Raw genomic sequence first — 13167 nt, forward strand, 5'->3', positions numbered from 1 at the left:
TGCGAGACCCTCTCGGCGGCGCGTGGGGTCCTGTGCGAATGGTCTTGCGGTTCCGGGTCGCGGTAAGGCATACTGTAGGTCCAAAAACCAGCGAACAACAGTACCTTCCAAAATTCGCTCTCTCAAAGGGATATGGTGCGCCCAGGCCGTCATGCTCCCGTTTCATTCGATCCTCGGATCGGCGTCAGCGGGGATGGTGTCGACGTGCTCCGCGAAGCCGATGTAAGGCCTTGACATGGTGAAGTTTCCCGATCCTGACCTGCAACTCTTCGAGAATCTTCCTTTCAAAGTGGTCGTGATCGATCGCGGCTACCAGGTGGTATACGCCAACAAGAGTCCCGACATCTTGGTGGGCCAAAAGTGCCATGAGGTCCTGTGGGACTCGCCCGAGGTATGTGACGACTGCCAGGTTCGGCGCTTGTTCGATCAGGGCGTGCCGTTCAAAAAGGCGGGTCAGGGCCAGTTCTGCGGCCAGAAAGCGTTCATGACCTGCGAGTACCGTCTGCTCCACAATCACGCGGTCTGCTTTCTGGACGACAAGACCCAAATGGTTTCCGCGCTCAAGGGGGCCAAGGAAAACGCGGAAAAGATCCGGTCCGAAATGGATCAGCATGTGGAGAAGGCCAAGGCCCAACAGCGCATGTTGCGCCACAAGCTCAGCAATACCGAACGCAAGCTGACCCAAATTCCCCAGATCATGGAAGGTGTCTCGGCCGGTGTCATGATGATCGATTCCGGAAAGCAGGTACTGCACCACAACGCGCGGCTGAACTCGGTGCTCATGGCCTTTTACAACCCGGACACCAAAAAGCGCCACACCTGCTACGAGATGCTCTATCGCCGCGATGAGGCCTGCGAGGATTGTCCGATTTCCAAGGGACGCCTGCTGCAGCACCGACTGACCCGCAAAATGGAGGGCGGCGCGGGCAGCGGGTACATGACCGAAGAATTCTCCAAAGCCGGCAAGGACTTCGTGCTGACGGTCACCAACTCCAGCCGCACGATCGAATTGGCCATGAGCATCCAGAGCCACCTCAGCGAATTGGAAGAAATCAACCGCATCCTGAACTCCATCGTGCGGCGCGGTGCCGCGCTTCAGAACAGCGACGATCTCGAATCGCTGTTCGAACTGGTCCTGGATGAACTGGCCAACTACCTCTTCCCCGAAAAGGAAACGCCGATGGTGTTGCTTTCCAAGCAAACGCCCAGCCGCAACGTGGAACAGGCGGTGTTTCGCAATGTCGCACCGGAAGATCGCAAGGAATTCCTGCGACTATTCGCCGAAAGCACCATGGCGGGGCTCGAAAGCCTGGGTTGGCAGGTCTTTCCCCTGTCGGGCAGCTTCTCGGGCGGTACCGGCTTCTTCATGGTCCAATCGCCCATTTTGGAAGAGAAGCGCCTCAGCATCCTGAAAATCTTCCTCAACATGGTCGGCTCGCGCCTGGACAACCTCAAACTGGTGGCCAACCTGGAACGCCAGGCTCACATCGACGGGTTGACCGGCACCTTCAATCGCGCTTTTTTCGAAAAGCGGTTCGAACAGGAGAAGGAGAAGGCCGACAAGGTGGGCCTCAACTTCGGCATCGTGGTGATCGACATCAACGGGCTCAAACGCATCAACGACGTCTACGGCCACTTGGCGGGCGACACCTTGATTCAGGCCTGCGGCAGCTTGCTCAAAAAAAATATCAGGGAGAGCGACGTTCTCAGCAGATTTGGTGGGGACGAGTACGTCATTTTGCTTCCTTCCACTGGAATTGAAGGTGTTCTGGTGCTGGTGGACCGCATCAACACCGCTCAAAAAGATGCCACTTATTGTTTTCCGGGCGAAAATGGAGATAAAATAGTCGAACCGCTTCAAATGAGTGTCGGTGCGGCCTCTTCCGAGGAGACCCCCATCGATAAAGTTTTTAATCTTGCAGACGAAAGAATGTATGAAGCCAAAGAGCGGTTCTACGAAACGCACGAACGCTATCGGTGAACCGCCTTCATGTAACAAATCTCGGAACTTGACGAAGTATTTATGGCAAAAAACGATCAGAACAATCAAAGTGCACCGGATCTTGATCCGCATCTCAAAAGTATCGTATCCACGGTCAAGAACATTACCGAGGGTAAGTGGCACCAGGATCTGGATGTCAAAGCCAGTGGGATGATCGGTGAGCTTGCCTACTATCTCAATCACACGCTGAAAAACCTCCGCAAATTGGACAAGAGTCTGGGCGCCAACGTGGAAGACACGCCGCGCGCCATGTCGGAGGTCCAGGCGGTCATCGACCACACCGAAAAGGCCACCATCCTGGTTTTGGACAAGGCCGACGACATCTTGGCGCGGCTCTCCCAGAATCGCGAGATGGTCGACCAGCTCAAACAGATCAGTGACGAGGCCGGCCGTTCGGAATTGACCGAAAAGCTGAGCAACAACAACACGGCGCTGGAAAAGTCGGCCTACGACATCATCAACGCCATGGAATTCCAGGACGTGACCCAACAGAAGATCATGAGCATCATGAGCTGCCTGGAGGGCATCGAGGAACGGTTGATCGATCTGCTGATCATTTTCAAGATCAAGGAAGGCAGAGAGAACAAGAACGAGAACGTGGAAATCCTCAAGAACCTGCACGACGAGGAGTTCGATACCTCCAACAAGCAGGGTCTGGTGGACCAGCTTCTCGCGGAATTCGGCATCTGAGCATCCGGTTCCAGAGTTCCCGCATGTCCGAGAGTGACGTCGAAGCTACGCCCGCGGCATCCCCCTAAGAGCGAAGCGCTCCCAAGCGAAGTGATCGGCCTTCGGCGTTCCCGCATGCACAGAGATACGTCGTCGCAGTAGGTTGGGCTGCCAGCCCGACATATCGAAGCAACCTTTGAAACGGAAGAGAGTTACGTCAAAGAGCGAAGCGCGTTCCTCCCCGTATTGCCTTCAAGCCAAGTGATCGGCCTTCGGCGTTCCCGCATTCCGAGAGAGATGTCGTCGCAGTAGGTTGGGCTGCCAGCCCGACATATCGAAGCAACCTTTGAAACGGAAGAGAGTTACGTCAAAGAGCGAAGCGCATTCCTCCCCGTATTGCCTTCAAGCGAAGTGATCGGCCTTCGGCGTTCCCGCATTCCGAGAGAGATGTCGTCGCAGTAGGTTGGGCTGCCAGCCCGACATTTCGAAGCAACGTTTGAAACGGAAGAGAGTTACGTCAAAGAGCGAAGCGCATTCCTCCCCGTATTGCCTTCAAGCCAAGTGATCAGCCTTCGGCGTTCCCGCATTCCGAGAGAGATGTCGTCGCAGTAGGTTGGGCTGCCAGCCCGACATATCGAAGCAACCTTTGAAACGGAAGAGAGTTACGTCAAAGAGCGGAGCGCATTCCTCCCCGTATTGCCTTCAAGCGAAGTGATCGGCCTTCGGCGTTCCCGCATTCCGAAAGCTGGCCATTTCAGGCAAGCGCAAGCTGGGCGAATGGTGGGCTTCGCCCTTTGGCCTTTGTTGCTGAAGCTGCTGGGGTTGCTTCGATTGGTGGAGCAGGCTGCTCCACCTACAGGCACGACGCCTCTCTCCGCACGCGGGCACTCCGAAAGCTGGTCACTTCGAGCGGGTGCGATCGGGAAGATGAGTGCGCTTCGCTCTTTGGCGTTCGTTGCCGGGTCTGCTTGGGTTACTTCGACGCGTCGGGCCAGCGGCCCAACCTACAGCCTCGACGCCTCTCTCCGCACGCGGGCACTCCGAAAGCTGGTCACTTCGAACGGGGAAGATGAGTGCGCTTCGCTCTTTGGCGTTCGTTGCCGGGCCTGCTTGGGTTATTTCGACGCGTCGGGCCGGCGGCCCAACCTACAGCCTCGACGCCTCTCTCCGCATGCGGGGACTCCGAAAGCTGGTCACTTCGAGCGGGGGAGATGGGTGGGCTTCGCTCTTTGGCGTTTGTTGCCAGGGCTGCCTGGGTTGCTTCGACGCGTCGGGCCGGCGGCCCAACCTGCAGGCTTCGCGCCGCTTACACACCTGCGGGCACTCCGCGACGGGTAGGAACGAGCGACCCCTGCGGGGTCGCTCGTTCGAACATCAGTTGTCGTGGTAGTCGAAGGTCTTGAAGCTCACCCCGAAGAACATCGAGTAGAGCAGCGGGACCACCCCCAACGTCAGCACCGTCGCGAACATCAATCCGAAAATGATCGTGATCGCCATCGGTTCGAACATGGGTCCACCGCCGTACCAGAGCGGCAACAGGCCGGCCAAGGTGGTCACCGTCGTCAAGAGAATCGGCCGCAACCGGCGCTGGGCCGATTCGATCACCGCCCGGCTTGGGGAATGCCCGTTCTCCTCGATCTCCAACCGAATCCGATCGATCAACACGATCGCGTTGTTGATGACGATGCCGGAAAGCGAAATGATGCCGAGAAAGGCCATGAAACCCAACGAGGCACCGGTCACCAGCATGCCGATCACGACCCCGATGATGCCCAGCGGCAGCGTCATCAGGATGATGATCGGACGGCGCACCGAATTGAATTGGCTGACCAACAACAGGAGAATGATCATCGCCGCGATGGGGAGCTGGTCGGCGATGCTCTTGTTGGATTCGCCGGAAGTTTCGTACTCCCCGCCAAGCTCCCAGCGGTACCCGGGCGGCCAGGATCGGCTGTATTCCGCCAGCCAGGGAATCAACAGGCTCTCCACATTGGCGGCGGGCATGTCCTTCTCCAGCTTGCAGGACACGGTAATGGTGCGCAAACGGTTGTAACGGCGAATGACCGGCGGTTCCCAGACGACCTCGATGTCGGCGATCTGCCGCAGGGGCACCGATTGACCCGAAGCCAACGAGTAGACCGACAACTGCTCCAACTTGCTCAGGTCCTGGCGGTCGGCGGCCACCGACCGCAACACGATCGGAATCGTCTTGTCGTCTTCGCGATACTGGGTCGTTTCCAGTCCGGTGAACACGGTCTGTAGCGAAACCGCGATGTCCTGGCTGCTGAGTCCGGCACGGCGGGCGCGGGCCTGGTTGACGTGTACGATCAGTTTCTTGGTCTTGAGGCCCCAGTTGTCGTCGATGTTGAAGGTCCCCGGGGTTTCGCGCAGCTTGGCCTTGACGCGATCCACCAATCCGTAGAGCTCGTCGTTGTCCCGACCCGAGAGCCGGATTTCGATCGGGTTCTCGATGACCGGCCCCTTGGGCAAGGCCTTGGCGGTGATCTTGGCGTCGGGGAAGTGCTCGCGCACGAACCCTCTCAGTTGGTTGGCCAGGTCGTCGATCACGCGGTAGTCGTCCACGTTGACCAACATGAAGGCCAGGCCCGGTGTCGGCGGATCCGGTGCATAGGAGAGATTGAAGCGCGGGGCACCCTCACCCACGTACGAGGACCAGTTGGTGATCCCCGAACGCGTCTCGTTTTGCGTCAGGTTCTCGCCCATCCATTGATCCACGCGGCGCACCATGCGGCTGGTTTCTTCGATGGCGGTGCCCGTGGAGCGTTCGATCTCGACGGTGAACTTGCGCTCGTCCGAATCCGGGAAGAAGCTCTGGGGGATGAATTTGAAGCCCTGGAGGGCCAGGTAGAAGGTGCCCAGAATCAGGGCGATGCTCAGCACGCGGTTGCGCAGGCCGAACAGCAGGAGGTTGCGGTACTGCTGGTAGAACTTGGTGTCGTAGCCTTCCTCGGTATCCCGGGGCTTCACTTTCAGGAACAGCACGCAGAGCAACGGAATCAGGGTGAGCGCCAGAATCCAGGAACACAGCAGCGAAATGGTGACCACCTTGAACAGGCTGGCGGTGTATTCGCCGGTCGCCGATTTGGCCAGGAAGATCGGCAGAAAGGCCGCCGAGGTGGTCAAGGACGACGTCAGCAGCGGGATCTTGAGTTCCATGGAAGAAGCCACCGCGGCCTCGATCGGCTTCTGACCTTCGGCCATGTTGACCATGATCGACTCGGCCATGACGATGGCGTTGTCCACCAACAGCCCCAGCGAGATGATCAGCGCGGCCAGCGAGATCTGATCCAAACCGATGTCGAAGGCGCCCATCACCAGAAAGGTCGTCAGAATGGTGGACGGAATCAACGAGGCCACGATCAATCCGGTGCGAAATCCCAGAAACAGAATCATGGAAATCATGACAACCAGCACACTCTGCCCGAGATTGCCGGTGAAGTTGGCGATGACCTCGGCGACGGCATCCGGTTCGAACGAAACGATGTCGAACTCGATGCCGATGGGATAGATCCCCTTCAGGCGCTTGATCTCCGTCTTGACCTCCTTGCCGAGGTCGATGATGTTGCCGCCCTCGCGCATGGAAATCGCCAGGATCAGGCAGGGTTCTCCGGAGGAATAGGCCTGGCGCTGGGGCGGGTCGATGTAGTCGCGATAGACGTGCAGCAAATCCTTGAGATAGACCGTTTCCTCGCGGCCGGGGAGGTTGATGATGGTCTCTTCGATATCGGTCACGGTTTCGTAGTTGCCGGTGGGTTCCAGGTAGATCCGCTCGTCCTCCACGCGCAGGGAGCCACCCGAGATGAGAATGTTCTGGGCGGAGAGAATCTGCTGGAGTTGCGTGGGCGAAATGCCCAACTCGGCCAGGCGCGCGTTGTTGTACTCCAGAAAGACGCGCTCTTCCTGATCGCCGATGATATCGACCTTGGCCACGTTTTCCAGCATCAGGATCTCGTCGCGCACCGTATCGGCGATCTCCTTCAGCTCCGCGAACGAGAAGCCGTCGCCGGTGATCGAGACGATGGTGCCGAAAATGTCGCCGAACTCGTCGTTGACGAAGGGACCGACGACGCCGTCCGGCAAGTCCGGCGTCTCGCGCTCGACCTTGCGGCGCAGGCTGTCCCAGATGGGACGCATGTCCTTGTAGCTCTCCTTGATGTTCACGTAGAGAATCGACACACCGGTCTTGGACTGGCTGACCACCGAATCCAGCTCGGGCATCTCCTGAATGGCCTTTTCCAGCCGATCGGTGACCAGTTTCTCCACGCGCTCCGGACTGGCGCCCGGGAAGTAGGTTTGCACGAGCGCGGTGCGCACGATGAAGCCCGGATCCTGGGAACGCGGCATCTTTTTGTAGGCCAGCAAACCGCTGATCAGAATCAGACTCAGAAACACCAGGGTGATGCGGTTCTTTTCGATGGCGGTACGGGTGATGTTCAAGACCTACTCCTTTCCGGCGGCAGGGATGCGAACCTCCATGCCTTCCTTCAGGAAACGAATGCCCGCCGTGATCAGAAGCTCGCCTTCCTCCAATCCCGAGAGGATCTCCAACCCGTCCTCGGTGAGCGCGCCGGTCTCCACCGCGCGACGGGTGACGGTGGCGATATCCTCGGCCTGGGGCGTGGCGACGAAGACGAAACGTTCGGTGCGGTCTTCGACGACCGCAATCGGCTTGACGAACAAGCGCGCATGGTCCTCGGTCTCGCCGAGAATCAGGCTGACCTCGGCCGCCATGCCGGGACGGATCTCGCTGGGCGTCTCACCCAAGCGCACGACCACCGGATAGGTGGTGGCCAGTTGGGCGGTGGCCACGCCCACCTCCGTCACGGTACCGTTGAACTCTTGAGTGCCCAACGAATCGAAGCGAACCTTGGCCTGGGCACCGACCTTGATCTTGGCGATGAGCTGCTCCGGCACCGCAAAGGTGACCTCGGGGTGCGATCCGGCGTTGAGCACCGCGACCGGCGTGCCGGCGTTGACGTTCTCGTTCTCCTCCACCAGGATCTGGGCGATGTACCCGGCCAAGGGTGCGTGCAGGGTGGTGTAGGTGAGCTGCGAGTTGGCCAGTTCCAACCGTTTGCGAATGGAGACCACCTGTGCGTTGGCGGATTCCATTTGCGTGCGAGCCGCGTCCAAATCGTTGATGGAGACGTTGTTGTTTTCGTAGAGCCCGCGAATCCGCTCGTAATTGGCCGAAGCGTTGCGCGCCTGGGCGATGGCCTGTGCCAGACCGGCCTCGGCCTCCTGGACCTGCAGCTCGTAATCCTTGGGATCCAATCGCGCGATGACCTGATCTTTCTGGACGCGATCGCCCAGGTTCAAGGTAAATTGCATGACCGAACCGGCAATCCGAAAACTGAGTTTCGATTCGACCCCGGCGCGGGCGGTGCCGGAAAACGTGCGCAGGCGTTTTCCGCCCGTGAGGGTCACGGGCGCGACCCGCACGGGACGAATCAGTTTTTCTTCGCTCTGAACCGGTTTTTCGCTACAGGCGGCACACAGCAGGAGCCATGCGGTCAAAACCGCCAAAACCGTGGGGCGTGCGTACATAAAGCCTCCAAACCAATGACGTCGTTTGTTGGGTGATTCGGGTTCGAGCGCTCGGCGCGTGCGGCCGAACGATCGCGGGCGCCAAACCGGGGCATGAGCCGCGCGGGGCCGTCGCGAAACGCAGGAGCGACTGGCGACGCGGCTCATCGGTGCGCCTCGTAGAAGGTCTTCAACCGTTCGAAGAAGGCGTCGCGCTCGGCGCTACTCATGAAGAAGTCCATGTTGGCGGCGGCCCGCTGAAAGGCGATCAGGTCGAGCATGAAATCGTAGAGCGAATTGGCGGCGCTCTGATCGGCGACCAACGCCGCGTTTTGCGCATCCAACACATCGAGCGCCGAGGCCACGCCCTTGCGATAGGAGTCGTCGATCAGCTCCATGTTCTTCCGCGCGGCATCGGCGGCGGCGCGGCTGAGATCGATCGCCGCCGCGGCCGCGCCGACCTGGCGAAGCGAAGCGCGAATGTCCAGCTCGATGTTTTGGGCCGCCGATTCACGCGTCATCTCGAGCTGAAGTTGCTCGTAGGTATCGCGTTTGAGAGTCGCTTTGCGGGCCCCGCCCTGGAACAAGGGCAGCGACACGTTCAACGCCACGTTCCAACCGTCGTCCTCGCGTTCCGGCAAATCGGTACCCGGAAAGGCCAGTCCCGTGGTTCCGGCCCCGCTTCGGTCGAACTCGTAATCGTATTTGCCTTGAAGGGCGACGGTCGGCAGATAGTAGGCCCGTTTGTCCGCCACGACCAGGCGCCGCTTGGCCTCGATCAACGCATCCAATCGAGCGAGTTCGGGCGCGTTCTTCAAACCCACTTCCACCATGAAGGCCCGGAACTTCTCGAAGGCGAGCGCGTTGGCCACGTACGGTTGTAACCGGCCATGCCCCGTGATCATTTCCGGATCCATCAGGTTCGGCTCGACCGCGTCCAGCAGCAGCTCCTGCGCGGGTTCGTTCATCACCTGGTTGAGCGCGTAGAGGGCGGCGTGCATCTGGGCCTGTGACTCGATCGCGGTTTGTTTGTCTCGGGCCACCTGGCTCTCCCAACGGTAGACTTCCGAAGGGTTGCCGATCCCGATGTTGCGCCGCGTCTGTGACGTTTCGAGATGCGACATGCTGCGCGACAGGTTGTCTTTTTGGATGTGGTACAGGGTGCGGGCCTTGAGGAAATTGAGAAATCGGTTCGCGGCAACTTCCGCCAAGTCGAGTTTGACGCTCTCCAGTTCGCTTTGACTGGCGATCAGGTTCAGTTCCTGAGCGCGAACGGCCGAATTGATTTCCTCGGAAAACAGCACCTGGGACAGCGACACCGAACCGGTCGTCTGTTTTTCGGGCTGAGCCCCGAAACTGGAGGCCGCGGTGTTGTCGTCCACCTGAAGCCCGGTCACGGAGGCATCGAGCTGCGGCAGGCGATTGGCGCGAACCTGGTTCACGGCCTGGCGCGTCGCTTCCACCTGGGCCTCCAACGCCTTGATCTGCGGGTTGCGATCGATCGCGGTCAACACCACGTCCTTCATGGTCAGGCGACGGTCGACGGCCCGTGGCTCCTCGTTGACGAGTTCGGCGCTGTTCTGCAATTCCCAGGAAGGATACCAGCCGATTTCCCGCGCGGTGCCCATGTTCAGCGTCAGCCTGCTCTTCTCGTGGACGATCACCGAAAAGGTGCCCGGGTCCTCGCCCATCAGGGCACGCTGGATGTTGAGCGCCAGGCGCCGATACCAGCGCAGGTAATCGGATGCGGCCGCCGTCCCGGCCAGGACTCCGCGTTCCACCTCCTTGCGACCCAACAGCGAAAAGCTGGGCAGGCCACGCCGGATGAGTTGCTGATAGAGCGCGTCCCGCTCCTCGTCGGAAAACCGCAGCAACGGCGCCAGGTACACGAACTCGGTGGTGGGCGGCAACTGGGCCAGCACCTGCTCGGCGTTGTCCGAAGCGTTCACGAGCTGGATGTCCATGCCCTCGGCGGCGAAACTGTCGGAGACGTGCTTCGTCAGGCCCGGAATGATTTGGGCGAACAGTTGATCCGCGACCAAATGCACCCTCTTGACCGATTTCATCGTGCGAATGACACGCGCATCCTGGCGAAGATTGCCCGGCGTGATCAGGTAGTTCAAGTTCTTCACGCCACTCGAACCCCCCTTGAAGGGCACGCCCGGCAAACTGCTGTCGATACCGAAGGGACCGAACACCGGTTTGTCGTAGGGCCCGTTGGTGCAGGCCTCCAGGGTCGCCAACACGCCCATACAGACCACCACGTCCACGTCGGGATCATTCAACAGAGCCTGGAAGTTGCGTCGAATCTCGGGCACCGACCAGTTCGATCGCAATATTTTGGATTCGGGGAACCGCACATCGTATTCGCGTTCCAGCAGATTGGTGGTCTCTTCCACCAACAGCGGCATGAATTGTCGCTCCACGGGAAGGGCCCGTCGATCGCCGTCGGTGACGATACCGACGGTCAGGGGCTTCTTCTCGCGCTGCGATCCCTCGTTGGGCGCAACCGCGGCCTGCCAGGCCGCCAGCGGACCCGAAACGACGAGGATCGAGACCAATAACAAAATCTTTAGCAATGAGGCCGAACGTTGCATAGTGAATCATCCTCAACATGTCGAAATTCGAAAACGGGTTCGCCGGCAGCGGATCTCGAGGATCGGAAAACCGGTCATGCGCCCTGGGAGAGATCGAACGGGGCTCGACGATCCAAATCCTGCGGTTTCCAGCCCGATTGACTTACCGGTCGGTGTCGACTCCAGCCGGTTTCGATCGCCCGCGTCCCGCATGTGGGAGCGCCCCTTCGAACGATGTCGATCTCGTCGGTTGCGGAGGGTCGAGATCCCCAAAAAAGGCGAATCACCGGCGAAACACGGCAAGTGGGAGCATCCCGCGGACTAGAACCGATCCTTGAGCCCACGCACCACGGCCAGAACGGCCACCGGCTCGGCGGGCGTGCCGGGTTCGTGGCGTTGCACCGTTTCGATGATTTCCGCACTGTCACAGCGCATGAACGGGTTGACGGCCCATTCTCGAGCCAGGGTCGAAGGTGTCGTCCATTCGCCTCGGGCCCGCAAGTCGCGAACCTCCTCGAGACGTTCCTGGACCGCGGTGTTGTTCGGCTCCACGGTAAGCGCGAATCGCAAGTTGCTTTCGGTGTACTCGTGTCCAAAATACAAGCGCGTCTCGTCCGGATGGCCGCCGATCTTTTCGTTGAGGGAGCGATACATATCGGCGGGGGTTCCCTCGAACAGGCGCCCGCACCCCGCGGAAAACAGGGTGTCACCGGTGAAGGCGGCATCGCCGAAATAGTAGGTGATCGCTCCAGTGGTGTGACCGGGATTGTGGGTGATCGAGCCTCGCTGCCCGCCAAACGCGACCGTATCGCCCTCTTCGAGGAAGTGGGTCTGGCCGGGAATGCGGCCGCGGTCGCTGGCGTGCCCGAAAACCTGGATACCGGGAAAGGTAGCGAGCAGGGCCTTGTTGCCCCCCACGTGATCCCAATGATGGTGGGTATTGAGAATCGCGTTCAAAGACAGGTCGCGACGGCGAAGCTCCGCGAGGACCGGCTCGCTTTCGGAGGGGTCGACCACGGCGACTTCGCCGGACTGCTCACAAATCAACAAGTAGGCGTAATTGTCGCGCAGACAGGGAATGGGTATGACATCCATGGCAGGCTCCGTGTGTGGGGTCGGGAATTGTTCCGAGCCTACCATTGCCCACTGTCGGTTTCAGCTACTTTTTCTTTTTCTTGCGATCGCCTTTCTTATCTTTTTTCCCGCCGCCTTTTTCCTTTTTGGCGTCGGCCTTCTTTTCCTTGGCCCGCTTGGCTTTGGCTTTACTTTTCACGTCCTTGGACTTGGCCGAGCCCTTGTCCTTTTTCGATTTCGAATCGGCCGCGGCTTTTTCGGTTTCGCTTTTCTTGGACTTCTTGGCGTCCTTCGATGCCTTGCCAGACTTTTTCTTGGGTTTTTCCGGGGCCTTGTCGGCCTTTTTCGACTTTTTCCCGGCTTTTTCGCGCGAATCGGCCACTTTGGCGGCTTTTTTCGCTTTGGCGGGTTTCTTTGGCCCGCTTGCCACGAACGCCTCCTCTGCGACTTCCACGGGCGGGACTTCCACGGGCGGGGCTTCCGGCTCGGGGGCCGCCTCGCCGACGGCCTCGTCTCGTGGCTCGGGTTCAGGCTCCCACGCTACGGCCGCCGGTTCGGGCGGATCCGCTTTGGGTTCAGGCTCCGGCGCTACGGCCGCCGGTTCGGGTGGATCCGCTTTGGGTTCAGGCTCCGACACGGCTTCCGCGGCTGGTTCGACCGCGGCCGGGCTTTCGACGGTTTCGGCAGCATCGGTGGTTGGTGCGGCGGTTGCCGGATCTTGGACAGGCGCAGCCGTACCGGCCGTTTCGGGCGGTGCTTCGGCCGCCTCGACGGCGGCACCCTCGGAACCCTCCTGACAAAGTTGCTTGGCCGACGCGATCATTCGCTCGGCCTTGGCCGCGCCCACGCCCCGAATCGAAGCGATGGTCTCCGGAGCCGCGGCCGCCAGTTCTTCGACGGTCGTGAGGCCCATGGCTTCGAACGCCTTCGCGGTCGCAGGACCGACACCGGTTACATCGCGGATATTCAATTTCTTCATCGATCGTGCTCCTTCACCATGTCACGAGGGCCTCTATCAGTCTTGGATTTCAAGGGAAGTGCTTTGACGCGCGAGTGACTGTCCGGGGCGGTTCACCATGGGTAACCGCCCGACCGACGCCCCGCGAGTACACCTTCTGTTCGGCGTCACGACACGCCAAAAAAGCAGTAAACACCAGAAAAAAAGCAACAAAGAGCTAACCAATTCTGCCAAAGCACCCAAACACTGTAAAGCCTTATTGGCCGGAATCCCTTTGTATGTCAACAAACGAACCGCTCGCCGAAGGTCTCTCCGGGAAGCCGAGAAACAAAATAACCTAA

The 13167-nt window shown here is 59.8% G+C and carries 7 protein-coding genes; 2 read left to right on the top strand and 5 right to left on the bottom strand.

Annotation, left to right across the window (positions count from 1 at the left end; all coding sequences use genetic code 11):
- Positions 1-235: 235 nt before the first annotated feature.
- Together J3U87_RS13795 and J3U87_RS13800 are read left to right on the top strand one after the other, a co-directional pair.
- The gene (locus J3U87_RS13795; RefSeq protein WP_237383631.1) at positions 236-1981 is read left to right on the top strand and encodes a sensor domain-containing diguanylate cyclase; all 1746 of its coding nucleotides are present in this window, start codon (positions 236-238) and stop codon (positions 1979-1981) included.
- A gap of 42 nt (positions 1982-2023) precedes the next feature.
- A complete protein-coding gene (locus tag J3U87_RS13800; RefSeq protein ID WP_237383632.1) occupies positions 2024-2692 on the top strand; it encodes a protein phosphatase CheZ in 669 nt (222 codons plus the stop codon).
- Between the two features lie 1353 nt (positions 2693-4045).
- On the opposite strand, the gene J3U87_RS13805 is transcribed toward J3U87_RS13800, so the two are convergent.
- The 5 genes from J3U87_RS13805 to J3U87_RS13825 all read right to left on the bottom strand — a co-directional run bounded on the left by J3U87_RS13805 (position 4046) and on the right by J3U87_RS13825 (position 12847).
- Positions 4046-7129: an efflux RND transporter permease subunit gene (locus tag J3U87_RS13805; RefSeq protein WP_237383633.1), complete on the bottom strand. Its 3084-nt coding sequence runs from the start codon at positions 7127-7129 to the stop codon at positions 4046-4048.
- 3 nt (positions 7130-7132) lie between these two features.
- Positions 7133-8239: an efflux RND transporter periplasmic adaptor subunit gene (locus J3U87_RS13810; protein ID WP_237383634.1), complete on the bottom strand. Its 1107-nt coding sequence runs from the start codon at positions 8237-8239 to the stop codon at positions 7133-7135.
- 143 nt (positions 8240-8382) lie between these two features.
- A complete protein-coding gene (locus J3U87_RS13815) occupies positions 8383-10815 on the bottom strand; it encodes a TolC family protein (protein WP_237383635.1) in 2433 nt (810 codons plus the stop codon).
- 300 nt (positions 10816-11115) lie between these two features.
- Complete coding sequence (gloB, locus tag J3U87_RS13820; protein WP_237383636.1) at positions 11116-11889, bottom strand: hydroxyacylglutathione hydrolase; 774 nt, start codon at positions 11887-11889, stop codon at positions 11116-11118.
- 64 nt (positions 11890-11953) lie between these two features.
- On the bottom strand, positions 11954-12847 hold the full coding sequence (locus J3U87_RS13825; protein ID WP_237383637.1) for a helix-hairpin-helix domain-containing protein: 894 nt from the start codon (positions 12845-12847) through the stop codon (positions 11954-11956).
- Between the last annotated feature and the right edge of the window lie 320 nt (positions 12848-13167).

The organism is Sulfidibacter corallicola (genome assembly GCF_017498545.1).
Lineage (GTDB): Bacteria > Acidobacteriota > Holophagae > Acanthopleuribacterales > Acanthopleuribacteraceae > Sulfidibacter > Sulfidibacter corallicola.